At 54.5% G+C, this 26,119-nt stretch carries 24 protein-coding genes and 2 tRNA genes; 15 read left to right on the top strand and 11 right to left on the bottom strand.

The window, feature by feature from the left end; translation table 11 throughout:
• The first annotated feature begins 4 nt into the window (after positions 1-4).
• Entirely contained in the window at positions 5-1,165 is a 1,161-nt protein-coding gene (gene argE / locus NIG5292_RS01880) for an acetylornithine deacetylase (RefSeq protein ID WP_048597644.1), read from the top strand.
• A 187-nt stretch (positions 1,166-1,352) separates the two neighbouring features.
• Here argE and NIG5292_RS01875 read toward each other — a convergent pair.
• Positions 1,353-1,427 (bottom strand) — tRNA-Asn (locus NIG5292_RS01875).
• Positions 1,428-1,494: 67 nt separating this feature from the next.
• Positions 1,495-2,403, bottom strand: a complete 909-nt coding sequence (locus NIG5292_RS01870; protein ID WP_048597643.1) for an MBL fold metallo-hydrolase — start codon at positions 2,401-2,403, stop codon at positions 1,495-1,497.
• A 45-nt stretch (positions 2,404-2,448) separates the two neighbouring features.
• Between NIG5292_RS01870 and NIG5292_RS01865 the strand changes: the two genes are divergently transcribed.
• Positions 2,449-3,768, top strand: a complete 1,320-nt coding sequence (locus NIG5292_RS01865) for an ATP-binding protein (protein ID WP_074842089.1) — start codon at positions 2,449-2,451, stop codon at positions 3,766-3,768.
• A 14-nt stretch (positions 3,769-3,782) separates the two neighbouring features.
• On the opposite strand, the gene NIG5292_RS01860 is transcribed toward NIG5292_RS01865, so the two are convergent.
• Positions 3,783-3,859, bottom strand: a tRNA-Ile gene (locus NIG5292_RS01860).
• A gap of 194 nt (positions 3,860-4,053) precedes the next feature.
• On the opposite strand from NIG5292_RS01860, the gene purM reads away from it, so the two are divergent.
• The 3 genes from purM to rnd all read left to right on the top strand — a co-directional run bounded on the left by purM (position 4,054) and on the right by rnd (position 6,975).
• A complete protein-coding gene (gene purM / locus NIG5292_RS01855) occupies positions 4,054-5,118 on the top strand; it encodes a phosphoribosylformylglycinamidine cyclo-ligase (RefSeq protein WP_048597642.1) in 1,065 nt (354 codons plus the stop codon).
• 65 nt (positions 5,119-5,183) lie between these two features.
• Positions 5,184-5,720: a phosphoribosylglycinamide formyltransferase gene (gene purN / locus NIG5292_RS01850; RefSeq protein ID WP_048597730.1), complete on the top strand. Its 537-nt coding sequence runs from the start codon at positions 5,184-5,186 to the stop codon at positions 5,718-5,720.
• An 88-nt stretch (positions 5,721-5,808) separates the two neighbouring features.
• Positions 5,809-6,975 (top strand): ribonuclease D, encoded by a 1,167-nt coding sequence (gene rnd / locus NIG5292_RS01845; protein WP_048597641.1) that lies wholly within the window; start codon positions 5,809-5,811, stop codon positions 6,973-6,975.
• Positions 6,976-6,987: 12 nt separating this feature from the next.
• Here the strand turns inward: rnd and NIG5292_RS01840 are convergent, their stop codons facing one another.
• Entirely contained in the window at positions 6,988-7,458 is a 471-nt protein-coding gene (locus tag NIG5292_RS01840; RefSeq protein ID WP_048597640.1) for a lipoprotein, read from the bottom strand.
• A gap of 149 nt (positions 7,459-7,607) precedes the next feature.
• Here NIG5292_RS01840 and NIG5292_RS01835 point away from each other — a divergent pair, with 149 nt between their 5' ends.
• On the top strand, positions 7,608-8,036 hold the full coding sequence (locus NIG5292_RS01835; RefSeq protein ID WP_048597639.1) for a SufE family protein: 429 nt from the start codon (positions 7,608-7,610) through the stop codon (positions 8,034-8,036).
• On the opposite strand, the gene NIG5292_RS01830 is transcribed toward NIG5292_RS01835, so the two are convergent.
• From NIG5292_RS01830 to NIG5292_RS01815, 4 genes are all read right to left on the bottom strand, one after another.
• Positions 8,033-8,662: a DUF1638 domain-containing protein gene (locus NIG5292_RS01830; RefSeq protein ID WP_048597638.1), complete on the bottom strand. Its 630-nt coding sequence runs from the start codon at positions 8,660-8,662 to the stop codon at positions 8,033-8,035. The two genes, NIG5292_RS01835 and NIG5292_RS01830, sit on opposite strands and share 4 nt — an antisense overlap.
• 86 nt (positions 8,663-8,748) lie before the next feature.
• Complete coding sequence (locus tag NIG5292_RS01825; RefSeq protein WP_048597637.1) at positions 8,749-9,450, bottom strand: cobalamin B12-binding domain-containing protein; 702 nt, start codon at positions 9,448-9,450, stop codon at positions 8,749-8,751.
• Positions 9,451-9,598: 148 nt separating this feature from the next.
• Positions 9,599-10,621, bottom strand: coding sequence for a betaine--homocysteine S-methyltransferase (gene bmt, locus NIG5292_RS01820; RefSeq protein ID WP_048597636.1), 1,023 nt, complete (start codon positions 10,619-10,621; stop codon positions 9,599-9,601).
• 95 nt (positions 10,622-10,716) lie between these two features.
• The gene (locus NIG5292_RS01815) at positions 10,717-12,603 is read right to left on the bottom strand and encodes a phosphatidylglycerol lysyltransferase domain-containing protein (RefSeq protein WP_048597635.1); all 1,887 of its coding nucleotides are present in this window, start codon (positions 12,601-12,603) and stop codon (positions 10,717-10,719) included.
• Between the two features lie 257 nt (positions 12,604-12,860).
• On the opposite strand from NIG5292_RS01815, the gene purC reads away from it, so the two are divergent.
• The 6 genes from purC (at position 12,861) to NIG5292_RS01785 (ending at position 21,111) form a co-directional block, all read left to right on the top strand.
• Positions 12,861-13,622: a phosphoribosylaminoimidazolesuccinocarboxamide synthase gene (gene purC / locus NIG5292_RS01810; protein WP_048597634.1), complete on the top strand. Its 762-nt coding sequence runs from the start codon at positions 12,861-12,863 to the stop codon at positions 13,620-13,622.
• Positions 13,623-13,697: 75 nt separating this feature from the next.
• Positions 13,698-13,928, top strand: coding sequence for a phosphoribosylformylglycinamidine synthase subunit PurS (purS, locus tag NIG5292_RS01805; RefSeq protein ID WP_048597633.1), 231 nt, complete (start codon positions 13,698-13,700; stop codon positions 13,926-13,928).
• Positions 13,929-13,931: 3 nt separating this feature from the next.
• Positions 13,932-14,600, top strand: coding sequence for a phosphoribosylformylglycinamidine synthase subunit PurQ (purQ, locus tag NIG5292_RS01800; RefSeq protein ID WP_048597632.1), 669 nt, complete (start codon positions 13,932-13,934; stop codon positions 14,598-14,600).
• Positions 14,601-14,635: 35 nt separating this feature from the next.
• Positions 14,636-16,435, top strand: coding sequence for a sensor histidine kinase (locus tag NIG5292_RS01795; protein WP_048597631.1), 1,800 nt, complete (start codon positions 14,636-14,638; stop codon positions 16,433-16,435).
• 30 nt (positions 16,436-16,465) lie between these two features.
• Positions 16,466-17,797, top strand: a complete 1,332-nt coding sequence (locus NIG5292_RS01790) for a sigma-54-dependent transcriptional regulator (RefSeq protein WP_048597630.1) — start codon at positions 16,466-16,468, stop codon at positions 17,795-17,797.
• 482 nt (positions 17,798-18,279) lie between these two features.
• The gene (locus NIG5292_RS01785) at positions 18,280-21,111 is read left to right on the top strand and encodes an Rne/Rng family ribonuclease (protein ID WP_048597629.1); all 2,832 of its coding nucleotides are present in this window, start codon (positions 18,280-18,282) and stop codon (positions 21,109-21,111) included.
• Between the two features lie 84 nt (positions 21,112-21,195).
• On the opposite strand, the gene NIG5292_RS01780 is transcribed toward NIG5292_RS01785, so the two are convergent.
• Positions 21,196-21,462, bottom strand: a complete 267-nt coding sequence (locus tag NIG5292_RS01780; protein ID WP_233488139.1) for a sulfurtransferase TusA family protein — start codon at positions 21,460-21,462, stop codon at positions 21,196-21,198.
• Between the two features lie 53 nt (positions 21,463-21,515).
• On the opposite strand from NIG5292_RS01780, the gene NIG5292_RS01775 reads away from it, so the two are divergent.
• The 3 genes from NIG5292_RS01775 (at position 21,516) to NIG5292_RS01765 (ending at position 24,954) form a co-directional block, all read left to right on the top strand.
• Positions 21,516-22,268, top strand: coding sequence for a cytochrome c biogenesis CcdA family protein (locus tag NIG5292_RS01775; protein WP_048597628.1), 753 nt, complete (start codon positions 21,516-21,518; stop codon positions 22,266-22,268).
• A 45-nt stretch (positions 22,269-22,313) separates the two neighbouring features.
• Complete coding sequence (locus NIG5292_RS01770; RefSeq protein WP_048597627.1) at positions 22,314-23,570, top strand: hypothetical protein; 1,257 nt, start codon at positions 22,314-22,316, stop codon at positions 23,568-23,570.
• 64 nt (positions 23,571-23,634) lie between these two features.
• Entirely contained in the window at positions 23,635-24,954 is a 1,320-nt protein-coding gene (locus tag NIG5292_RS01765; protein WP_048597626.1) for a cytochrome P450, read from the top strand.
• Here NIG5292_RS01765 and NIG5292_RS01760 read toward each other — a convergent pair.
• On the bottom strand, positions 24,919-25,497 hold the full coding sequence (locus tag NIG5292_RS01760) for a retropepsin-like aspartic protease family protein (RefSeq protein WP_048597625.1): 579 nt from the start codon (positions 25,495-25,497) through the stop codon (positions 24,919-24,921). The two genes, NIG5292_RS01765 and NIG5292_RS01760, sit on opposite strands and share 36 nt — an antisense overlap.
• A complete protein-coding gene (locus NIG5292_RS01755) occupies positions 25,497-26,114 on the bottom strand; it encodes a MarC family protein (protein WP_048597624.1) in 618 nt (205 codons plus the stop codon). The genes NIG5292_RS01760 and NIG5292_RS01755 overlap by 1 nt, the downstream gene beginning before the upstream one ends.
• Between the last annotated feature and the right edge of the window lie 5 nt (positions 26,115-26,119).

Genomic DNA, 26,119 nt, shown 5'->3' with positions numbered 1-26,119 from the left:
AGTCATGGCCAGCCTGAAAGAAACCACGGAACTGTTGGGAAAGCTCATCTCGTTTCCCAGTGTGTCCAGCGACAGCAACCTTGATCTGATCAACTTCTTGGCGGAATATCTCGAACGGACGGGGGCACGGGTTATCACCCAGCCGTCGGCGGATGGGATCAAGGCCAATTTGTGGGCAACACTCGGGCCAGAGGGGCCGGGTGGTATCGTGTTGTCGGGGCATTCGGATGTTGTGCCTGTGACGGATCAAGATTGGACCAGCGATCCCTTCGAGATGGTTGAGAGGGACGGCAAACTATTCGGCCGTGGGACCTGTGATATGAAGGGGTTTATCGCAGCAGCCGCGGTCAAAGCGGCAGATTACGCTGCCAAACCCCTTAAAAGGCCAGTACATTTTTCGTTTACATATGACGAGGAAACCGCCTGTTTGGGCATTCAAGATCTTGCCAAATGGTTGACCGAGCAGGATTTGCGCCCTGCCTTGGCAATTGTCGGTGAGCCGACGATGATGCAGGTGATTGAAGGGCATAAAGGGTGCAACGAATACACCACCCATTTTCACGGGTGCGCAGGGCATGGATCAATGCCTGACCTTGGGGTGAATGCAGTTGAGTATGCGGTCCGCTATGTCTCGCGTTTGCTGGACATCGGCGAGCAACTGAAAACCCGTGCGCCGGCAGACAGCCGATTTGAACCCCCTTGGACTACGATCAACACAGGGGCGTTGGTAGGCGGCACAGCGCACAACGTGATCCCAGAGACAGCCTCGGTCGATTGGGAATTCCGCCCCGTACAAATGAGCGATTTCCACTTTGTCAAAGAAGAGATCGAAGATTACGCACAATCGGTTTTGTTGCCCGCAATGCGAGCGGTTGATCCAGATGCCAATATCCGCACAGAAATCATTGGGGAGGTAGCGGGCCTTGAGCCTGCAACCGTAAATGAAGCCCGCGATATTTTGTTGGAGTTAACAGGCAGCAACGGCGCGGGCGTCGTGCCGTTTGGGACAGAAGCGGGTATCTTTGGTTCCCTCGGGATGTCTGCGGTGGTTTGCGGTCCGGGTTCAATCGAGCAGGCCCACAAACCCGATGAATTTCTCGCACTTGATCAATTGCAAAAATGCCTGACGATGTTGGATGATTTGGAACGTAAAGTGCACGCATGAACCGACATTGTGAGCAGGGCAAGCACTAGTTGGCTGCGGGCTGAATGGCGCAGAGGATTTCTTACGTAATAGTCTTTGGCCGCTGTTACTGCCTAGAATTGCAGAGAAGCCAGATGTCAAATCTCGAGACCATATTAATCAGCGCACCATGCTGAAATACCCATCCTAATAACCATTTTCGTAAAAATGGCTCCGACGGTAGGGATCGAACCTACGACCAATTGATTAACAGTCAACTGCTCTACCGCTGAGCTACGTCGGAACACTCGAGAGGGCTATAGCAATGGTGTTTGGGCGCGTCCAGAGGCATTTTGGCAAAAATAACAAATTTAAGACGGAATTTTTTCGAGCAGTCTGAATTTGCTTTGAATAGAAAGAATTCCTTCGGGTGAAACGAATTTTTTAGTCATAAGATCAATGAGATGGGCCAGTACGTTTTGCTCGGCTGCGGGCCAAAGATTGGGGTTGATGTCACTGTATATCTGCTGTGTCAGCTCTTTTGGCGTCTTTGGGCCTGCTTCCAACGTTCTGATGATCTGTTTGGTGCGTTCCATGCGGTGACTGATGAGCCATTCAATCCGTTTTTGGGGATCTTCGATGGCTTCTCCGTGCGCAGGTAGCAGTTTACGCGCCGCGCGTGTTCTTGTTTGCTCACAAGAGGTAATGAACTGCGTCAGATCCCCATCGGGCGGCGCCACCAGCGATGTTGCCCATGCCATGATCAAATCACCGCAAAGCTCAACATCCCCCACAGCGAAGCTCATGTGATTGGCGAAATGACCGGGTGTATGATGTGCAGTGATGCGCCAGCCCGCATGTTCGATTACTTGGCCCTCATTTAAGCGGACATCCGGTGCGAATTGCTGATCCACCCCTTCGCCTCTTTTTAGGGCGTCTGTCTGGGCGAGGGCGCTCATGACATCACTCCGGCCTGTGGTGCTGTCTCCTAAGGCGTGTACTTTTGCACCCGTGATTGAGGCAACACGGGCGGCAAGAGGGCTGTGGTCAAGGTGGCTATGGGTCACAAAAATATGCGAGATACGCTGATCTTTTTCGAGAGCATCCATGATGGCCTGACAGTGGGCATCATCAATCGGGCCGGGGTCCACCAGCGCAAGGTCCGATGTGCCGACAAGAAAGCTATTGGTCCCTGCGCCAGTGAGCGGCGAGGGGTTGTTGCATGTGATCCGTTTGATGTTTTGAGCCACCTCAATGGGCTGGCCGTAGGGCAATGACATTTTCGGTGCTTTCCATCTGGGGGGCGCTAGGGGTAGATATAGGGCATGATTTTCCCGTGGCTCAAACGATATATGCCGCGCTCGCTTTATGGCCGGGCCGCGCTGATCCTAATCCTTCCGGTTGCTGTGCTGCAAATCGTGGTGGCCTTGGCGTTTGCTCAGCGTCATTTTGATGGTGTGACAGAACAGATGAGCCGCGTTCTGGCCATTGAGTTGCGGTATCTGACGTCGCAAATCAACAATGCGGCGGGTGCTGAGACTGCTGTGGTTGAAGCAGGTCGCATCGCGCGGGCTTTGGATATGGAGCTAACCGCTGATCCCGTTGATGGGGTCATCAAAGGGTGGAGCGATATCTCGGGCATCACGATCGCGCGGGTTTTGAATGGTGAGGTGCCAAAGCTTTCGGGGATTAACTTGGCACTTGAGCCCTCGCTTGTTGGCGTCACCCTGTCGACGGACCACGGGCTATTTACCGTAACGCTTGATCGCCGCCGTCTGTCACCTAAAAACCCACATCAGCTTTTTGTTTGGATGGTCGCCATCGGTGCAGTGATGTTGGTCATCTCCTATATGTTTTTGCGCAACCAATTGCGGCCGGTTAAGCGGTTGGCGGTTGCGGCGGCCGCGTTTGGGCGAGGGCAGGTGGTGTCTCTGACGCCCACGGGGGCCACGGAAATGCGCGCAGCGGGGACGGCCTTTTTGGATATGCGTGCACGGATTGAACGGCAAGCGCAGCAGCGGCGCCTTATGTTGTCGGGGATCAGTCATGACCTGCGCACGCCACTGACCCGCATGCGGCTTGGGCTGTCTCTGATGGACGAAGACACCAGCGAGCTAGAGGGTGATGTGGACGCCATGCAGCAGATGCTTGATGCGTTTTTGAATTTCGCGCGTGATGAAGGCACGGAAGAAACAGAAATTGCCGATCTGGGTCAGCTGATTACGGATGCAATTCAACAAAGTCAGCGTGCAGGATTTGACGTCAAAGCGGTAGACGCAATTTCTACGGTATCGATGCCTTTGCGCCCTATGGCAATCGGCCGGTTGCTGGATAATCTCATCTCGAATGGTGCAAAATATGGCACCCGTGTTGGGGTATCACTTGCGGTGAGCGAACGAAGCGTGTGCATCACCATTGAAGATGATGGTCCGGGTATTGAGCCTGAGTTTTATGACACCGCATTGCGTCCGTTCACGCGGCTTGAGGGGGGGCGTAACCAGAACAAAGTCGCGGGCGTCGGGCTTGGTTTGGCAATCGCCAATGATATCGTGCGCAGCCACGGCGGGTCTTTGCGCCTTGGTGTCAGCGATGCGCTTGGGGGGTTGCGTGTTGATGTGGTGTTGTCACGTCCCGCACCTGACTAATGAAGCGGCGTGTGTGGTAGGCCCGGCAGGACTTGAACCCGCGACCAAGCCGTTATGAGCGGCCTGCTCTAACCAGCTGAGCTACAGGCCCACGCAACATCGTGCTATCCTTGGCATTCAAAAGGGTCAAGGTGGCATGATTGGTTTTTGTGCTCCAGTTTGGTGCACTCTACAGTTCAGATTTCATGCGTTATCCACCGCGAAGGCGGCTTAAACCCCATCTCCCTTTGACCCCTTCGCGCGGACCTGCTACGTGGCGGCAACATCATTGTCCGGAGCGCGCATATGTCCAATGACACCCCCACATCCCCGCAATCATTGAGCTATGCTGACGCTGGCGTTGATATCGACGCAGGCAACGCTTTGGTCGAACGGATCAAGCCCGCCGCGAAGTCTACCAATCGTGCTGGTGTGATGGCTGGCTTGGGCGGTTTTGGTGGTCTGTTTGACCTTAAGGCGGCGGGTTATAGCGATCCAATCTTGGTTGCGGCGACAGACGGTGTTGGCACGAAACTGCGGATTGCCATTGATACAGGTAACGTTGACGGTGTTGGCATTGATCTGGTGGCGATGTGCGTGAACGATTTGATTTGCCAAGGCGCAGAGCCGCTTTTCTTTTTGGACTACTTCGCAACAGGCAAGCTTGAGCTTGATAGCGCTGCGCGCATCATCGAGGGGATTGCAGCCGGCTGTAAGGCCAGCGGATGTGCCTTGATCGGTGGTGAAACTGCCGAAATGCCTGGCATGTATGAGGGCGGTGATTTTGACCTTGCGGGTTTTGCTGTTGGCGCGATGGAGCGTGGTGTAAGCCTGCCCGCTGATATCCAACCGCGTGATATTTTGCTGGGTCTTGCCAGTGACGGTGTGCATTCAAATGGCTTCTCGCTTGTGCGCAAAATCGTCGAAGTGTCAGGCCTTGGTTGGGACGATGTATGTCCTTGGGACGCAAGCCAGACCCTTGGTGCTGCGCTTTTGACGCCGACGCGGCTCTATGTGCAAAGCACTTTGGCGGCCTTCAAAGCCGGTAAAATTCAAGGTCTTGCCCATATCACTGGCGGCGGACTTACCGAGAACTTGCCCCGCGTGCTGCCAGAAGGCTGTGCCGCGCAAGTTGATCTTGATGCGTGGGACTTGCCACCGGTTTTCAAATGGCTTGCCCAAGAAGGTCAGATGCACGCAGCTGAGCTGTTGAAAACATTTAATTCCGGCATTGGCATGGTGGCCGTTGTGCGCGAGGCCGATGTGGCAGACGCGGTACGTATTCTGGCCGAGCACGGCGAGATTGTAGTGCCCCTTGGTCAAGTTACCGAAGGCGATGGTCAGGTTCACTACTCCGGCGCCATCGCGTGAACACAGCTAAACGGGATGTAGACCGCCTGCGCGTGGCGATTTTGATCTCTGGCGGGGGCTCAAACATGATGACCCTGCTCGATGACATGGGGCGTGACGATCATCTTGCAACACCAGTGATCGTAATCGCCAACCGCCCCGATGCAGGCGGGCTGGCAAAGGCGCGCGCAAACGGTGTTGCAGCACAGTGTATCGATCACAAAGCTTTCGACAGCCGTTCAGAATTTGAAGATGCGCTGCATGGGGTACTGCTTGATGCGGCTCCTGATCTGATTTGTTTGGCGGGCTTTATGCGTATTCTAAGCGCTGAGTTTGTGGCAAAGTGGGAGGGGCGTATTCTTAACGTTCACCCATCGCTTTTGCCAAAATACAAAGGTCTTCATACCCATGCCCGCGCCATTGAGGCGGGTGATGATTTGCACGGATGTACAGTGCATCACGTAACTGCTGCCCTCGATGACGGGCCGATCATTGGCCAAGCGACCGTGCGGATTGCAGCAGATGACACACCAGAAAGCCTTGCGGCCAAAGTGTTGGTGCAAGAGCATCTGCTTTATCCCAAAGCGTTACGGATCGCGTGCGAAAGTATAATACAGAATTAAGACATGAAAATCGGCTTGGAGATGTGGCTGGAAATGGCTACACAAGATGAACTTCGGGACGTCCCCGACAACTAAAGAACGGCCGCACATGCGCACATTGACCACTACCAAAGCTTTATCCGAATTTTGTGCCAGCGCACGCGAGTGTGACTACGTTACAATCGACACCGAGTTTTTGCGCGAACGCACGTATTATTCAAAGCTTTGCCTGATCCAGATGGCCTACCGCGGTGAGAATGGTGCAGACGCTGTGCTGATTGATCCGCTGGTGGATGATTTGTCGCTTGAGCCGCTCTATGATCTGTTCCGGGACACCTCTGTCGTCAAAGTGTTTCACGCCGCCCGACAAGACCTCGAGATTTTCTTTGTGGATGCCAAAGTTTTCCCAGAGCCACTTTTTGATACACAAGTGGCGGCAATGGTGTGCGGTTTTGGTGAGCAGGTGGGCTACGAGACACTTGTCCGCAAAATCGCACGTCAAGCGCTTGATAAGTCGTCACGGTTTACGGATTGGTCACGCCGACCTCTAAGTGATGCACAGAAAACCTATGCGCTCGCTGATGTTACCCATTTGCGCGATATTTATGAGTTTCTTAAAGTTGAGATTGAAAAATCCAGCAGAACCAAGTGGGTAGAGGAAGAACTTGAAGTTCTTACATCGCCTGAAACATATATCATTGAGCCGCAAAACGCATGGGCGCGTATCAAAACGCGCACGCAATCAGGCCGCTTTATGGCGTTGGTTCAAACTCTTGCAGAGTTTCGTGAGGGATATGCGCAAAGCAAAAATGTGCCGCGTAACCGAATTATGAAAGATGACGCGCTGCTTGAGATGGCCTCTTTAAAACCGACCTCGCACAAAGAGCTGAATGGCGCACGTTTGCTGCAACGCGATGCCCGCCGCGGTGAAATTGCTGATGGTATTCTTGCCGCTGTTGCAAAAGGCATCGCAATGCCAGCGGATAAAGCGCCCAAGATTGCCAAGGCGAATTCGAACATCCAAGTGAACCCTGCGTTGGCGGATCTGCTTCGCGTGTTGTTGAAGGCAAAATGCGACACTGCTGGTGTTGCCCAAAAGCTTGTTGCCAACGCAGCTGAGCTTGATGCAATCGCGGCGGGTGAGCGTGATTTGCCATCATTGCGCGGATGGCGCGCCGAGGTGTTTGGCCAAGACGCCCTGCGCTTGAGCGAAGGCAAAGTGGCGCTTGCAACCCAAGGCGACAAAGTTGTCACGATTGAGCTTGACGCTGTTTAAGTGGCTAATTCCTTAGCGACGGGTGCGGCGGAGGTTGTCTTGGCCGCGTACCTCAATTGCAGTGATGCCTTGAAGTGCAATGTCAGACACAAATGTACCCACAGTGATTTCCCGTGATGGCGCGCTGCCAACGGGTGCCCCGGGGCGAGGCGGCACAACTTTAAACTCAAACGCAAGCAGGCCTCGCGTCTCGGTCTCAACCTCGATCAACTCAGCAGTGTGAAAACCTTGGGTCTGGGGCAGGCCTGTCGCGCGCACAATGGCGCCGCCGGGCGCGCGTTCAATCCGCATATCGGCCACTTGTGAAATAAGGGGGCGGATGTCTTTTGCTGTTTCCAACGCACCTTCGGGCGTCAGCCGTTCTTCTTGCCGCTCGTAGTTGAACCAATTCATTGGGTTCACGCGGCTTTCCCGAATGCTTCCACAAGCGGTTAAGCTGACAGCGGCAGTAACGAACACGGCAGATCTAATGATGCGGCGCATGAAAACCCTATACGTTGCGGCGCGAAAATGCGCCTGTATTTGCTATCTGATCAGTTCGGGTTTGAAAACCCTGCGAAAAGCTTGATTGCCCCTAGACGGGGGCGGGGCTGCGACTTACCTGATCCTCAAGAGAAGCAAAGGAACCGGTCATGGCAGCACAAGAATTTGAAGAATTGGCGGAAACGTTTGAATTTCTGGATGATTGGGAAGATCGGTATCGCCACGTCATTGATATGGGGAAAAGTCTGCCGCCTCTGGACCCTGCATTTCAGGTTGACGCGACAAGAGTCGACGGATGCGCAAGCCAGGTATGGTTGCGCCCCATGATCCAAGGCACTGGCCCAGATGCGGCGTTTGAGTTTGAGGGTGACAGCGATGCGATGATCGTCAAAGGCCTGATTGCGGTACTGCATACGCTTTATGCAGGGCGCACGGTTGCGGATGTGGGTAAGGTCGACGCACTGTCTGAGTTGGGGCGTCTTGGCTTGAACGATCACCTGTCTGCACAGCGGTCAAATGGTGTGCGCGCGATGGTCGAACGGATACGGCTGGTGTCTGCAGAGGCGGCTGCGGGCTAAGCCTGCGCCCATGAAGCGATTGCCCGCTGCATATCGCCGTAGCCCGTGAAGCGGCGCTCAAAATCAAGGCCAAGTCGGGCGGCGCAGTCTTTTGCTTTGGCGGTCAACTCTGCGTCATTAGTCTGCGCTTGATAGACCAGCGTTGTGTAGTGCCCAAAATACATATCCCGCAATTCAGGATGACGATCAAGGCCAAGGGGCTGGATGACGAAAGCGTCAAACTGGCGTACCAAAAAGTCTGTAAGGTAAAAACACGTCATCTCGCCGCGCGCTTCAAATACAGCTTTGCCCTCAAAAAAGCTGTAACAATGTGGGCCGGCGATCATCTCGACCCCAAGTGTGTCGCAGGTTTGCTGCAGTAAGCCCCCTGTGCCGCAGTCAGCGTAAACCACATAGATCTTTTCGTAGGTTGTCCGGTGCTGTTCAACAGCCTTGCGGACGGCGTCTGGAATACCGGCTGGCGAGTTGTGTAAAATTGCGGGCAGGCACTTCAGGTCCATGTGCGCCCAACCAGCAGTATTGAGAATATCCAAAATCTCACGAGCAAGGGCACCACAAGCCAGCAATAAAACGCGGGCCTCACCAGTTGGCTCAACGCCGTAATCGCGCAAAGTTGCGTCATCCATTATTACCACTCCCTGAAATAAAAAGCCCCGCCCGAATAATCCGAGCAGGGCTTTTTTTTCGAAATATCCAATTCCTAAAGGCTGGCTTAACTGGCTGCCATTTGGTTGTGTTTACGCGCCATGAATGTTTTCGCGGTCTCAACGGCAACGGCCGCATCACGACAATACGCGTCTGCTCCGATTGCGCGGCCAAATTCTTCGTTAAGCGGCGCACCGCCAACCAGAACTGTGTAATCGTCGCGAATGCCTTTTTCGACCATCGTATCGATAACAACCTTCATGTAAGGCATCGTAGTGGTCAGCAGGGCCGACATCCCAAGGATATCCGGTTGCTCGGTCTCAAGTGCCTCAAGGTAGCTTTCGACTGCGTTGTTGATGCCGATGTCAACCACTTCAAAGCCCGCACCTTCCATCATCATGGATACAAGGTTTTTGCCGATGTCGTGGATATCGCCTTTCACAGTGCCAATGACCATTTTACCCACCCGTGGCGCGCCTGTTTCAGCAAGAAGCGGTTTCAGAATGGCCATGCCGCCCTTCATCGCGTTCGCGGCCAGCAACACTTCGGGTACAAACAAAATGCCATCGCGGAAGTCGTGTCCGACAATTGTCATTCCGCCCACGAGGGCTTCGGTCAGGATGCGGTAGGGCGGCCAATCGCGTGACAACAAAATGTTAACGGCTTCCTCAATCTCTTCTTTGAGGCCGTCGTAAAGATCGTCGAACATTTGTGCGACAAGGTCTTCGTCATTCAAGTCTGACAGGATGATATCGTCTTCTTCGGACATCCGAGTGATCCTTTGTTGAGGCGCAAAACGAAAAAAGCGCAGCGGGGATTTTTCATTAGTATTCCAACAAGCTTTCAAAAACCGTTGGCACAATTACGACATGAGTTGCATCCGGTGCGACCGATTGTCATCTAGGGTCGATTTTGCGCTATGCGGCAGGGCGTCTGCGGCGCTTTGTGCTGCGTGCTTTGGGCGCGTTGCCGTCTGTGCCGTCCGAGGCTGATGAGAACCCGCCCAATGCCGCGGCGATTGCCTCATGGCTGGGCGCATCGGTGCGAGGGCGTTCTTCAAGGGCGGTCCGCATTGCTTTGAGATGCTCAGGCGTTGTGCCGCAACATCCGCCAATGATTTTGGCGCCGCTATCGCGCGCAAGACAGGCGTAATCGGCCATGAGTTCAGGTGTGCCATCATAATGTATATGCCCATCGTGATACTTTGGAATACCTGCGTTGCCTTTGGCGATAAGGGGATGCTGCGGATGTTCTGTCGCCAAACCTTGAACTGTGCGCAACAAATCCGACGCCCCCACGCCGCAGTTGGCCCCGAAGGCAACAGGCGGGTTTTCAAGTTTAAGTGTTTTGCGGACCATGTCTTTGGTTGTGATGCCCATCATTGTACGGCCTGCGGTATCAAAACTCATCGTGCCGCACCACGGCAGATCCGCCAAAGCAAAAGCTTTTGAGGCCGCGGCAAATTCTTCAAATGCGCTAATGGTTTCGACCCACGCGACGTCTGCGCCCCCGGCTTTTAGGCCTTCCGCTTGCTCGTGAAACATCTCCACAGCCAAGTCGAAGGTCAACGTGCCCATAGGGGCCATGATGTCGCCGGTAGGACCGACCGAACCAGCTACGATGACTTTGCGATCCGTTACTTTGTCAGCGACCTCACGACCAAGTTCTGCGCCGAGCTTATTGAGCTCAAACACCCGCGATTGGGCGTTGTGCAATTTGAGCCGGCTGGCATTGCCGCCGAAAGTATTGGTCAAAAATAGATCGCTGCCTGCGTCAACCGCACCGGCATAGAGCGCCCTGATACGGTCGGGGTGATCGACGTTCCATAGTTCTGGCGGATCACCAGCGCTGAGCCCCATGTTGAAAAGGTTCGTTCCCGTTGCGCCATCGGCAAGCAGCCAATCGCGATTTTGAAGAAGGGTTGTTAAGGGATTGCTCATTAGGATGCGCCTCGTGACTGGGTGTATCCTGCAAGTGCCACGTTACCCTATTTTAATGAAGTTCATAATTCTCATGTTGATTATGAGGAGCGGCTTTAGCTGGCAGACCGAATGGCGCGCAAAACTTCGGCCCCACCTATGGCCAGCGCACGTCTGGATGGCGCGCATAGATAAAGCGGTTTCCACGCAGGGCCAAAGCATGATTTGAATTGGCGCAGGCCTTGGTTCTTTAAAGGTCTCAGGACGCGGTGGAGCCATGTTTGCTCGGCCTTGGGAGGGGGCGCAGAGGCAAGTGAAACTGCATAAACACCGCTGTCATGTGCATCGCGTAGCGCTTGGGTGATCATCGCGTGGGCCGTACCGGTTGGTGCGTTTGGATGTGCTCGCAAAAGGTCGAGGGTCCAGTGGCGGCTTTTGCCATTCTGTGGGTCAATATCACCTGCGTGAAAGCTGATGAATCCGACGAGTTTATCGTTTTGATAGGCCAGAAACACGATTTGCTCCGCCATCCATTCGGTGCAAAAGGTCCCCATAGAAAAGCCGTATTCGCGCGCATTTTGAGCGACCCATGCTGCGTTAAGCGCCTCCATTTGCGCGGCAGGCAGGGTGGAATATGCATTGGTAATGACCACGTTTTCCTGGGTGGCGGACTTCAGTTTGCGGCGCAATTGACGGAAATTTGACCCAGCTGTGTTGAGCGGCATACGTGTGTCAACAACTGCATCATCGGACATGTGCAGGACTTGCCAGCCATTGTTGCGTGCCCGCTGCGCGGTCTGCGCGTTACACTTGTAAATTACTGCGTGGTGGCCCGTTTGCAGGGCCGCTTTGCGCAGCGCCTCAAAGTCGATGGGCCGTGCTGGACCTGAGAGGGGATCAAACAGAGCGACCAACGCGGATGTAAGACGGCGCACCAGCCATTTGGGGCGGTGGTTCGCTGCTGTATAGACGGCTTCGCTTTCAGGGTGGCGCATCAAAAGGCTTTCGCTGCGTGCTGCAGCATGGGCCGCGTGCAAGGCATCGTTGTTTGGACGCTCGGCGTAAAAGCTGTTGGCGGGCGCAAAGACCTTCATAATTCCGAATAGTACGGCGGCGATCATGGCTGGGGTTGCGTAATAAACCACGCGGAATGCGATAAGACTGATCATGACTTCTGGCGCATTGGTAGTCGCAAAAGCAGCCAAGATCGCAAGGTCAAACGGCCCCAAACCCGACGGGGTGTTTGACAAAAGTGCAGCGCCAAGTGCGGCCATGTAGATCGGGTAAAGGTGCCAAAGCCCTATCGTAACGCTGTCCGGCAAAAGCACCCACAAAGCGGCCGCGGCCGCGAGGGTGTCAACCGCTGCGCAGATCATCAACCATGCCCAGTCACGGTTTTGGGGCACGGCTAAATCAGACAGCTTATCGGTTAACCGTGCTGGAATAACGTCAAGCCGCCAAAGTGCCCAAGCACCGGCCATAGCGGCAATGGCGCCTAATCCGGCCACCAAAACATATGCGTTGTGCGCAAAAATAGCAGAGGCAAGCGCAGTAAGAATGCCCCACATCATAATGAAGCTAAGTGCGACGCATGCCGTTAGCATGCCCGTTGTGCGCACTGTCATTGGCCCTACAACTTGCCAACGTATAAACGCACCGATGAACGCGCTTGCGCCCAACGCTTGGCCAAGTGCAACAGCCATGAAGCCGCTTCGCCGCGCAAGTTGCCGGCTGATACCCGTGCGCAAAACTCGGTGCCAGACCGCATCATAGCCCGCCACCGCGGACAGGCTTAGGGCAGTGAAACCGTACGCAATGATCCAATTGAGCAGGCCTATTTCTAAAAAGGCACGCGTAAGTTCATCCCACGTGGGAAGGCCCGCAGATTGACTGATCCACCAAATGCAAAGCCCTGTAACCCCGAGCGGCGCAATTCGGCGGGCAATGTCTTGCAGCCGCCAGCGTCGCGGCGCTGGTTGGGTGTTGGGCAAGGTGGTGCTCACATATTTCTCCAAAGTATTTCGGCCACAGGCGCAACCGGTGCCGGCTACATCCGGCCGACCTTAGGGCGTCTTGTCTAAACAACATGATAAAGACTTCAATCGCCCAGAGGATAAAATGCCTCAAATTGTCCCGTTTGCCATTTGGCTATGTTTCGTGGTGCTTGCGAGGACGCAGCAGTTGGCGTATGAGGATCGCAAATATCGGGGTATGGGCGGTGATGTCCCAAAAGACCCGATCGGAACGGAGACCCCGCACGATGGCGCGTCGCAAACTGATCTACGAAGGCAAAGCCAAAATTCTGTATGAAGGCCCCGAGCCGGGCACATTTGTGCAGTACTTCAAAGACGACGCAACTGCGTTCAACGCCGAGAAGAAAGACGTGATTGAAGGGAAGGGTGTGTTGAATAACCGCCTGTCCGAATACTTTATGGTAGGCCTTGCCAGCATCGGTGTGCCAACGCACTTTTTGAAACGCCTGAACATGCGCGAACAGCTTATTCGCCAGTGCGAGATTATCCCGCTGGAAGTGATTGTGCGCAACCGTGCTGCGGGATCAATTTGCAAGCGTCTTGGTCTGGAAGAGGGGGCGACATTGCCGCGCCCGATCATTGAGTTTTGCTACAAAGACGACTCACTTGGTGACCCGCTTGTGGCTGAAGAGCACATCATCGCTTTTGGCTGGGCGAGCCAGCAAGACTTGGACGATATGGTCGCTTTGGCCTTGCGCGTGAACGACTTTATGTCCGGTCTGATGCACGGCGTCGGTATCACGCTTGTGGACTTCAAAATCGAGATTGGCCGCGTTTGGGATAATGAATTCCAACGTCTTGTGGTCGCCGATGAGATTAGTCCTGACAGCTGTCGTTTGTGGGATCAAAAGACGGGTCAAAAGCTCGATAAAGATGTTTTCCGTCGTGACCTTGGTAACTTGGCTGACGCCTATACCGAAGTGGCCCGTCGCCTTGGTGTGTTGCCGGCAAACGTAAGCCCCGCGTCAAAGCCAACATTGGTTAATTGATCTGCTATTCAAGCGGGGCCCTTGGTGGCCCTGTCAAACTCAAGAACCTGATTTACAAGAAAAGAGACCTCGAAAATGAAAGCACGTGTTCATGTTATGTTGAAAAACGGCGTTCTTGACCCACAGGGCGAGGCCGTAAAGCATGCGCTTGGAGCGATTGGTTTTGCGGGTGTCGACGGTGTGCGTCAGGGCAAAGTGATCGAGTTGGATCTGGCGGATGGTACAGACGAGGCAACAATCGGCCAGATGTGTGAAAAGCTATTGGCGAACACAGTTATCGAATCCTACACCATCGAGGTTCTGTAAGTCATGCGCGCTGCTGTCATTGTTTTCCCCGGGTCTAACTGTGACCGCGACATGAAAGTCGCGCTTGAGCAGGCGGGTGCCGATGTTCACATGGTTTGGCACAAAGACGCCGATTTGCCCGAAGGGGTTGATCTGGTTGCTGTGCCGGGTGGTTTCTCGTTCGGTGACTATTTGCGGTGCGGTGCCATCGCAGCGCAGTCGCCCATTTGCCAAGCAGTGGTGCGCCACGCCGAAGCCGGTGGTTACGTTTTGGGCGTATGCAACGGTTTTCAAGTGCTTACTGAAACGGGTCTGCTTCCAGGCGCGTTGATGCGTAATTCGGGCCTTAAGTTCGTATCGAAAACCATTGATTTAAAAGTAGAAACTGAAAATTCAGCATTCACGATCGGCTACCGTGCGGGTGGTGCATTGCGTATCCCAGTGGCTCATCATGACGGCAACTACGTGGCGGATGCATCGCTTGCGGCGCGTTTGGTTGATGAAGATCGCGTCGCGTTTCGCTACAGCGCGCCCCTGAACGGCAGTGTTGATAATATCGCGGGCGTTCTGTCTGAAAATCGCCGTGTTCTGGGCATGATGCCGCATCCTGAGCGGGCCATTGACGCATTGCATGGTGGCACAGACGGACAGGCGATGTTCCGCGCGTTGGTTGAGGCCACAGTCGCTGCATGACTTGGCAGGGCCCGTGGCTTTGGTAAGTTACGGTCATGGTAAGCACTCCGACCCCTGAAATCAGACCGCAGCGCGGTATTGCGGCTGCCCGTGTGGCGGCTGCGGCTGGCTCTGTTGGTTGGCGTGTGCGGCTGTTGCTGTTTGCGCTGTTTGTTTTTGCGGGCGTTACGATTTGGTTTACCAATGTTACGCTGACACAACGATTTACGGAAACCACGCGCAACCGTGCGGAACTTCGGCTGGCGCTTTACTCTGCGAATATTCTGTCAGAACTGCAGCGCAATTCGATCGTGCCCCAGCTTTTGGCGCGCGATCCCACGCTTATTTCGGCGCTTAATTCGGCGGATTACACGCAGACAACGCAGCGGCTGTTGTCGTTCGTTGATGAAATCGGTGCGGCGTCGCTCAGCCTTTTGGACCGTGAAGGCCGCACTGTTGCGACGACAGAACGGGTTAAACTTGGCTCAAACCACCGGTCCGAGCCGTATTTTGTGGATGCCCTGCGGTCAACCGAGACGGTCTTTACAGTTACGCCCCAAGACGGTGTTGGGTTTGAGTTTCGCTATACCCGCAGTGTGACTGTTGGCAGTGAGCGGCTTGGTGTGATCTCGGTTGAGGTTGATCTCAGTAAATTCGAACGTTCATGGGCTGGGATTTTTGACGCGGTGTTTTTGGCAGACAGTACGGGGCAGGTGATTTTATCGACCGAGCCGCGGTGGCGGGGCAAATCCGAGCAATCGGCGCTTGAGCTTGTGCCCGCAACTTCTGCGATCGAAAGGGCCATCGAAAGCACCAGCCAGTGGGGGCCTGCGTCGCGGGCATTGCTGAGCGGGCAGGGTGTGATGCGCCAAGAGGCGCGTATTCCCTTTCGAGGTTGGCGCTTGATCAGTTTTACCGGCTACACGTCTGTTCGTGAACAAGTAAACGGCGTCTTAGCCCTTGAGATTATGGGTTTCGCCATGCTTTTGGCGCTGGCGTTCTATTTGATGAACCGCCGCTCTGTGGCTCAGGCCCGTGGTTTTCAGCAAGAATCGGCTGAATTGCGCAGCCTGAACACACGACTTCAGCAAGAGATCGCAGAGCGCCAGCGCGTGCAGGCTGACCTAAAAAGCGCAGAGCAGACTTTGGCCCAGTCCTCAAAATTGGCGGCCTTGGGTGAGATGTCCGCCGCCGTCAGTCACGAGCTGAACCAGCCGCTCGCTGCGATGAAAACATACCTTGCAGGTGCCAAGCTATTGCTTGAACGTAAACGCGCCGAAGAGGCGATTGTCAGTTTTCGGCGTATCGATGATTTGATCGAGCGGATGGGCGCGATCACGCGACAGCTTAAATCCTATGCCCGTAAAGCAGGGGACAGTCTTGCGCCGGTTGATATGCGCGACGCGGTAACGTCCGCCTTGGCTATTATGGAGCCGCAACTTAAAGCACGCAAAATTCGTATCACGAAGACATTGCCCCAATCGCCCGCTATCGTGCTTGGGGATAGGCTGCGCCTTGAGCAAGTCATCATCAACCTGCTGCGCAACGCATTTGACGCAACAAATGCGTCTGACACCGCGGCCGTGGATATTCTGCTTACATCGGGCGAACAGGTGCTTTTGGCCGTGCGTGATAACGGTCAGGGAATTGAAAACCTCGATGATCTATTTGAGCCGTTTTACACCACAAAACAGCCGGGAGATGGTGTTGGTTTGGGACTTGCGATTAGTTCGGGGATTGTCACAGACCTTGGCGGGCGGCTGACCGCGCGGAATGCCGCCAATGGGGGGGCTGTTTTCGAGGTGGTCCTTCCCATTTATCGCGCAGAGGGCGAAAAAGGCGACGCCGCCGAGTAGGGCGTGCGTCAGACCCAATAAGGATGCCCCATGGCTAAGCCGATGAAGATCGCGATTGTTGATGATGAAAAGGACATGCGTCAGTCCATAAGCCAATGGTTGGCACTGTCGGGATATGAGACTGAAACATTCGCCAGCGCGGAAGACGCGTTGAAAGGCATTGCGCCTGATTACCCCGGTATTGTGGTCAGTGACATCCGGATGCCCGGCATGGACGGTATGCAATTCCTCAAGCGGTTGATGTGCACCGACAGTGCACTTCCTGTTATCATGATCACGGGCCACGGCGATGTGCCCATGGCCGTCGAGGCGATGCGGGTCGGGGCGTTTGATTTTCTTGAAAAGCCGTTCAATCCTGAAACGATGTCCGATTTAGCCAAGCGCGCTGCGCGGGCGCGGCGCTTAACGCTTGATAACCGTGCGCTGCGTCGCGAGCTGTCTGACGGCGGCGCGCTGATGAAAAAGTTGATCGGTGCATCGCCGGTGATGGCGCGTCTTAAGGAAGATATTTTGGATCTGGGGCAGGCCGACGGTCATGTGCTGATCGACGGTGAAACGGGGACGGGCAAAACGCTTGTCGCCCACGCCCTTCATGCGGTTGGTGCACGCGCGGCGAAGAAGTTTGTGTTGGTCAGTTGTGGTGGTGTTGATGAAGATGCGTTGATGAAACGCCTTTTTGATGCCTCAGAGGATGGCCGTATTTGCGCAGTTGAAGAAGCGCGCGGTGGCACGCTGGTGCTTGAGGATATTGAAGCACTTAGTGACGCGGCACAGGCCCGTTTGTTGAGTGTCATAAATGAGCAAGGCACACCTGCCGAGACACGGATCGTTGCCATTTGTAATCTGCAAGAGCAGGGGCGAACTGTTGAGGACGCGCTACGGCCAGATTTGTTTTACAGGCTTACCGCTTTACGTATTACTGTTCCGCCATTGCGTAAACGCGGCGAAGACATCCTGACGCTTTTCACGCGTTTGGCGGAACAATACGCTGATGAATACGGCTGTGACGCGCCCAAAGTTAGCGCGCAAGAAGCCGCACAATTGCTGCAAGCCCCATGGCCCGGAAACGTACGTCAGTTGATTAATGCGGCTGAACGCGCAGTGCTGCAAAACCGGCGTGAAAATAGTAGCATCACATCACTTCTGATGAGCGACGCCGAGGAAATGGCACCAGTCATGACCACCGAAGGAAAGCCGCTTAAGGAATACGTTGAGGCGTTTGAACGGATGTTGATCGATAACACCATGCGCCGCCACAAGGGCAGCATCGTGTCCGTAATGGATGAGTTGTGTCTGCCGCGCCGGACCTTGAATGAAAAAATGGCCAAATACGGACTGCAAAGATCTGAATATTTGGGCTGACACCTAAACTGCGGGGTGGTGCGTCGGTTTAGCATTGTAATTATGGCGCTTCATACCTACTATCTAGATACGCAGGCCAAAGCAGACAGCTCGGGTGCTGCGATATGAGTTTCGCTGTCTGACCTGTCCCTGAGAAATCTCGCGACCAACCTGACAGACCGATTGCGGGTCATTGACCCACTAGAACGCACGCGATTGCCGCCAAAAGCAGCGCCGCGTGAGATAATTGGCACCGCGTCCCCCACGATTTGAGGCGACGTTATGTGTCGGAGAAGAAACGCGATGACGCGCGCCAGAGACGGGCAAAAAGGCCGAGCACAGCAGTTGACAGACCATTACGGTTTGCCTGTTCGTGCATCTGCTCTCCCGCTTGATCGGCCGCGTTTCGCCATAGACAGACACCCAATCCCTTCCACTTCATCTCGCCTCAGGTCTCCGCCTGATAGGCGTGATCGGCGTTTGGGACGGTGCGAACGGATAAAATGCCTAAGAAAATGCTTATTGACGCCACCCACGCGGAAGAAACCCGCGTTGTTGTGGTTGATGGAAACAAAGTTGAGGAATTCGACTTTGAATCAGAAAACAAACGCCAGCTCGCTGGCAACATCTACCTTGCAAAAGTAACACGTGTTGAGCCGTCCTTGCAGGCGGCGTTCGTTGATTACGGTGGAAACCGTCACGGCTTCCTCGCGTTCAGCGAAATTCATCCCGATTACTATCAGATCCCTGTCGCTGACCGCGAAGCGCTGATTGCTGAAGAAAAAGCATACACAGACAGCCTGAAAGCACAGGAAGAGGAAGAAGAGAGCAAGCCTAAACGGGGCCGCAGGCGCGGTGGCCGTGGCCGCTCAAAAGCAGCTGAGGTTAAGTCAGATGATGCGGTAGTCACGGCTGAATTAGCTACTGAAGCCGATGAAGCAGTGTCATCTGATGCACCGTTGGAAACCGATGCAGCTGCTACAGAGGCCGTAACGCCAGAGGCCGAGCAGGTTGAAACGCCTGCGCAAGCCGAAGCTGACGCAGAAGGTACTACCGACGCAGAAAGCAACGCGGATGATGCGTCTGCTGCTGAAGATGATGCCAGCGAAGCTGTTGATGCTTCCGAGGAAGCTGAAGCGGCTGACGAAAGCGACAATACGGAAGTTGATGCAACGGCCAAAGATGATGGTATCGAATCTGTTGCAGAAGAAGACGACAGCGAAGATGTGCGCCCTGTGCGCAAACCTCGCCCGCGCCGCTATAAAATCCAAGAAGTCGTGAACGTCCGCCAAATTCTTTTGGTGCAGGTCGTAAAAGAAGAACGCGGCAACAAGGGTGCTGCGCTGACCACGTATTTGTCGCTTGCGGGTCGCTATTGCGTCTTGATGCCAAATACCGCTCGCGGCGGTGGGATCAGCCGCAAGATCACCAACGCGCCTGATCGCAAAAAGCTCAAAGAAATTGCTAATGAGATTCTGGTACCAGAAGGTGCCGGCCTGATCGTGCGTACGGCCGGTGCCAAGCGGACCAAATCCGAGATCAAGCGCGATTATGAATATTTGCAGCGCCTTTGGGAGCAAATTCGCTCGCTTACCCTGAAATCGATGGCGCCCGCCGCGATTTATGAGGAAGGCAATCTGATCAAGCGTTCGATCCGCGATCTTTATAACCGCGATATCGATGAAGTACTTGTTGAGGGCGAGGGCGGTTACCGCACGGCCAAAGACTTCATGAAAATGATCATGCCGAGCCACGCCAAAAACGTGAAGCGCTATGAAGACAGCCTTCCGCTGTTTGCACGCCATCAGGTTGAGACCTATCTGGCCGGCATGTTTAACCCGACAGTTCAGCTGCCATCGGGTGGGTATATCGTGATCGGTGTGACCGAGGCGCTTGTTGCGGTGGACGTAAACTCTGGCCGCGCGACCAAAGAAAGCAGCATTGAGCAAACCGCGCTCAAAACCAACCTTGAAGCCGCTGATGAAGTTGCCCGTCAACTTCGGTTGCGCGACCTTGCGGGCCTGATCGTTATTGATTTCATCGATATGGACGAGCGTCGCAACAACATCGCCGTTGAAAAACGGATGAAAGACAAACTGAAAACAGATCGTGCGCGCATTCAAGTGGGCCGCATTTCTGGCTTCGGTTTGATGGAAATGTCCCGTCAGCGTCTGCGCCCCGGAATGCTTGAAGCTACCACGCAGCCGTGTGCGTCATGCCATGGCACAGGCCTGATCCGTTCCGATGACAGCACGGGTCTGTCGATCTTGCGCCAACTCGAGGAAGAGGGCGTTCGCGGTCGTACCAAAGAAGTGCTGGTGAAATGTCCCGTTGGTATTGCCAACTTCTTGATGAATATGAAGCGCGAGCACATCGCGCAGATCGAAACGCGTTACGGCATGTCCGTGCGCATCGAAGGCGATCCAACTTTGGTAAGCCCCGATTTCAGCATTGAGAAATTCAAGACTGCGTCGCGTGTTGTGACGAAAATTGCACCGGCCGTTGTGTCTGTGGATGCCTCGATTATGGCTGATATCGATGACGCTGAAGACGAAGCCGAGATTTCTGATGATTCGTCTGAGGCGAGCACAGCGCCAGAGGCGGAAGTAGATGGTGAGGCGCAGCCCAAAAAACGCCGTCGTCGCCGTCGCCGCCGTCGGGGTGGGAATTCGGATGAGGCGCGTTCAGAAGAAAACGCAGCTGCACAAACGTCGGAGGACGGCGAAGGTGAAGCTGCAGAGTCCGCTGAGACAGCAACCTCTGATGCTGATGCGCCTTCTGATGAGGCCGAGCCGAAAGAAAAGCCGCGCCGGACCCGCAGCCGTGGTGGTCGTGGTCGAGGTCGTAAATCTGCTGAAAGTTCAGAAGAGCCTACTGAGACGCCAGAGAACACTGCGCCTACTGCGGAAGTGGAAACAGAGACTGGAGCTGAAACACCCGAAGCGGCTGTAGAGCCTGCCGCAGACACGCCTGCAGAAAAGCCCAAGCGTGTTAGTAAGCCACGTAAAACTGCGGCTCAAAAAGCGGCCGAAACGGCGGAGGCAGAGGCTGCCAAATCAGAGAGCACTGCTGAGGCTTCGGCTGATACAAAAGCAGACACGGCTGAAGAAGTGCCTGCTGAAAAGCCCAAGCGCGTTCGTAAGCCACGTAAAACTGCAGCTCAAAAAGCAGCAGAGGCAGAGGCCGCTAAAGCGGCAGAAGCCCCTATTGAGAAGGCAGAGCCGACACCGGCACCAACACCTACGCCAACAGCAGAACCTGCTGCCGAGCCGGTGGTAGAAGAAGTCGCACCAAAGCCCAAACGCCGCGGTTGGTGGAGCCTTGGGTCTAAATAGCCCTTAGGATCAAGACACTGATAAAAGTAAGCCGCGTAGCATAAGCTGCGCGGCTTTTTTGTCGGCTAAAGTTTCGGGGTCAGGCTAGTTCTTTTGAATGTAATATACGGTATTTTCATCGCTTTCGTCGGTACCTAAAAACGTGTGATCAGCCTCGGTACAAAAATGTGGCACATCAATTTGTGCCGCAGGGTCACTGGCAACCATGCGCAGAACCTGGCCGGTTTGCAGGCTTTTGAGCCGCTTGCGCGCTTTCAAAACAGGCAGCGGGCAAAGCAGGCCAACCGCATCAAGGGTATCATCGTGTTCCATGTCTGATGAGCTAGCCGCGATGTTACATTTTGTCCACATTTTGTAACGCCCTTGCTATTTGCCCACCCGCAAAAAACCCGTATCAGGGTGGCATGTTAGATTTTTCCGTCCTTGACGTAACGCTGCTGCCTGCCATGGGGATCGCCCTTGTTGCAGGCATTATCTCTTTCCTGAGCCCCTGCGTACTGCCGATCGTGCCACCTTATTTGGCCTATATGGGCGGTGTGAGCGTTAGTGATATGAACAGCGAGAAATCTGCGCGAGCCAAAGCGTTAGGGACCGCGCTGTTTTTCGTTTTGGGCCTGTCGACTGTGTTCTTGATCTTGGGCTTTACAACCTCGTTGATGGGGGCATTTTTCCTGCAAAACCAGCAATGGTTCGTGGTGGCTTCGGGCGTGGTTATCATGGTTTTCGGCGCGCATTTTGTTGGTGTATACCGTATCGGCTTCATGGACCGTGAGATACGCATGGATGCAGGTGATCAGGGTGGATCTGCGTTTGGTGCCTATGTTCTCGGGCTAGCGTTTGCCTTTGGCTGGACGCCGTGCATTGGGCCGCAATTGGGGGCGATTTTGTCGCTGGCCGCATCCGAGGCAAGTGCTGTTCGGGGCACCGCGCTGTTGGCAGTCTATGCCATCGGATTAGGCATCCCGTTCTTGCTTGTCGCGGCGTTTTTCCCTTCTTTGAGTGGCGTGATGGCATGGATGAAGCGACACATGCAGCAGATTGAGCGGGTGATGGGTCTTCTGCTCTGGACAGTTGGTTTGATGATGCTGACAGGGCAATTCACGGAATTCAGCTTTTGGCTGCTTGAGACTTTCCCTGCATTAGCAAATTTCGGTTAACCTTTTTGCCCTCATTTTGCCCAAAAATGCCTCTAACGCTTGGGTATGAAATCTATCCACTCACATTCGGAAGAAGCTACTTCGGCGCGTGTTAAGCGCCGCAAGGTGTTCTATATTCCTGGATATGATCCGATCCACCCGCGCAGATACCGCGAGCTTTACCGAACACAAAGCAAGGATCAGGGGCGGATCAGCGGCTATGATATTGAATTATCCGCCAAACACACAGGCGCGCGGTATGGCTGGCATGTGAACGCAGATATTGACGGCCATATAACGGAGAGCGATTTTGAAGTGCTCGTTTGGTCCGACATTGTGCGTGACAGCATGTCGAACACGATCGCGGCGACTTATGCGCAGTTGTTCAAGACTGCATGGATTTACATCTCAACAGGCGTTCTGTGGCGGCTGATGAAGCTCCGAAAAGGCCCCATGATTGCGGCGCTTTATCCAGTGGTGTTTTTGCTGGGGCAGGCGGGCTTGGCGTTTTGGCTCGGCACGGTGGTCTATCGGTTGCTGAGTTGGGCGATGCAAGCGGGCGCCGGTTTTAGCATTTGGCCAATATCATTGACGGTCGCTGTTGTCGCTTCATGGTGCGTGCTGTGCTGGTTCAAAACCAACGACAACAAGTTTTTCGCCTACTATTTGATGCATGATTATAGCCACTCTGCTGCGATCTGCGGCGCCTATTCAGCTGCATTAAAACAGCGAATTGCGGAATTTTCCGCTGCAATCTCTGACGCGCTGCGCAGCGATGTAGATGAGGTTTTGGTTGTTGGGCACTCCTCTGGTGCGCATCTGGCAGTGTCGGCGTTGGCCGACGTTCTGCGTGATGGCAATCTGCCCACAAAGCAACCGGCGCTGGCGTTTCTGTCACTTGGACAAGTTGTACCAATGGTCAGTTTTCTTCCCCGTGCAGATGAGTTGCGCCGTGATCTGCACTACCTTAGTGAGGCTGCGCCACTGACATGGGTGGATGTAACTGCACCGGGTGATGGCTGTGCGTTTGCGCTTTGTGATCCTGTTGCTGTGTCGGGCGTTGCGCGGTCCACACAACGGTGGCCTTTGGTAATTTCTGCAGCGTTTTCCCAAACACTAAGTGCTGCGCGGTGGAAGGCGCTCCGTTGGCGGTTTTTCCGTTCTCATTTTCAATACCTCTGCGCATTCGATCGCCCAGCTGACTATGACTATTTCCAAATTACTGGTGGCCCTGTGTCTCTCGCAGAGCGGTTCAAAGGACGTGCCCCGTCGAACTCACGGATCGTCAGGGCTGTGTCAAAGTTCACAAAGACCGCCCCATGAGTAGCAATGACATACGCCCCCCAAACCAGCATCGCGGCCTGAGCGTGTATCGCTCTGGCGGTATATGAAGTTGTTTCGGGCAGATATTTTGTCCGCACAACCTGCCAAACTTTACGGCGCTTGGATGGCGGAATTTCGGACGCTGTTTTTCCGCAGCTACCTTGTGAATGATCCTCAGGTGACTGAGCGTGTTCTGAAAACTGAGCCAGATAGTTTTCCCAAATCAAACCGGATCAGCGAAGGCCTGCGCCCTTTGTTGGGAGACAGCGTATTTTTGACGAACGGCGAGGCATGGAAGCGACAGCGTCGCATAATTGATCCCGCGTTCGAAGGCGGACGGCTACGCGAGGTATTTCCGTCGATTAAAGCAGCAAGCGCTGCAACTGTTGCGCGCCTCGCACCTTTGGCCGATGGAACCGCACACGATATTGAGCCGCTCACCAGCCATGCGGCGGCTGACGTAATTTTTCGCACCCTGTTTTCGCTGCCTATTGATACGCCAATCGCGCAATCGGTTTTTTCACAGTTCAGAGACTACCAACGCAGTCAGCCGCTTTTGAACTTAGCCGCCTTTGTTCGGCTTCCGAAATGGATGCCCCGTGTCTTTCGGCGCCAAACGTCTGAAACTGCTAAAACCATTCGTGCCTTGATTGCGGAGCTGACCGAAACGCGGCTGGAAGAGATATTGCAGGGACGCGCGCCCGATGATTTGGCTACAAAAATTATGACGACCCCTGATCCCGAAACAGGCGAGATTTTCAGCGCTGATGAAATGGTCGATCAGGTAGCGATCTTCTTTTTGGCGGGTCATGAAACGTCCGCTTCTGCTTTGGCGTGGACGCTGTATTTGCTGGCGATGTATCCTGAATGGCAGGACAAGATTGCCGAGGAAGTGCCAGACAGTGATCTGGAATTCTCCGATTTGTCGAAACTGCGTGTGACACGCGATGTGTTTCGCGAGGGGCTGCGGCTTTATCCGCCAGTTCCCATGATGGTGCGCGAGGCCGCAGAAAATATTGAATTTCGCCGCCGCGATGTGAAGCGTGGTGCGCAAATTGTGCTGAGCCCTTGGCATCTTCACCGCCATACTCGGTTGTGGGATGATCCAGATCAGTTTGATCCAACCCGTTTTCAAAATCCAGAGGCTAAGCAAGCTGTTAGACAGGCGTATATGCCGTTCAGCAGTGGCCCACGGGTTTGCACAGGGGCGGGTTTTGCAATGCTGGAAGGGGTCTTGATGTTGGCGGATCTGGTGCGTGCGTACCGGTTTGAGTTGGTCCAAGATCGGGTTCCGGTACCAGTGGCCCACCTGACCGTACGTGCCAAAGACGGCATTTGGTTACGGATTTTACCGCGTCAGGATCAAAGTGTTTCCGCGGATTGAAACTTCGGCAAAGCGCTGCAAATAGCTCATCCCCAGAAGGCTGCCTTCCATCGGTGCGCTATTGACTGTCGCGCGCACGCCAGTGTCGATAATCTCGCCAAGTTGCACAGTTTCAAGGCGCACAAATGCAATGCTGACTGTGCCATTAGCCGTGTTTGCCCGCCCGAAATAATCCAAAGTCGCAGTGTTAAACCCCACGCGGCGCGCGTCGTCTTGGGTCAAAACAATCTCGCTTGCGCCAGTATCTACCAAGAAAGGCACGCCGACACCGTTTACCTGTAGCGTTAGATGGAAATGCCCGTCTGCCCGCCGCGGCACCTCAATTTGACCTGCGGCGTTGGTGTTTTGGGCCTGAGTAACTGTGCCGCTGATATCCTCCCAAAGCCCGACACCAGCGATCGCACCAAGGATGATAAGGACCCAAATCGCGGCTTGTTGCAGTGTTTTACCCAGATTACGTCGTTGGCTCACCAAATAGCTGCCGCCGATCGCGACAATGAGCAAACCCATGTAGAGCAGTTGCGCGGTGTCGCCGCCATCCATCAGATCAACCCGATGCCAAAGTCGCGCAACCCGTCAAGGATGAATTGAACCGATAGGGCTGCAAGAAGCATCCCAAGAAGGCGTGTGACGATGTTGACGCCCGTTTTGCCCAATCCGCGCTCGATGACGCCTGCGAACAGAAACAGGCAAAACGCGCAGATGATAACGCTGATCATGACCAGGGTGACTGCGACAAATCCCATCCAGTCTTGATCGCCCGTCAACAGAATAATCGTCGCGATAGAGCCGGGGCCCGCGATGAGTGGAATGGCCATAGGAAAGACAGACGGGTCGTCTACGGGTTCTTCTTCAGCTTGATCTTCGCGCCGAGATTGGCGCCGTTCAAAAAGCATGTCGAGAGCAGTGATGAACAACAAAACACCTCCTGAAATGCGGAATGCGGGCATTCCAATGCCCACAAACCCCAACAATGCCTCTCCAAAAAGGCCGAATGCCAACAAAATACCGACGGCGATAAGACAACACCGCAGCGCAACTTGGCGGCGCTGCTGCGGGGACATTCCCGTGGTAAGGGCCACAAAAATGGGAGTAAGGCCAATCGGGTCGATGATCACGAAAAGTGTCGCGAATGCAGTGATGAGAAACGCTATGTCCATTCCGG

This window comes from Nereida ignava (assembly GCF_001049735.1).
Lineage (GTDB): Bacteria > Pseudomonadota > Alphaproteobacteria > Rhodobacterales > Rhodobacteraceae > Nereida > Nereida ignava.
Note: the sequence above shows the minus strand (reverse complement) of the source record. Positions and strands in the feature narration are given on the sequence as shown.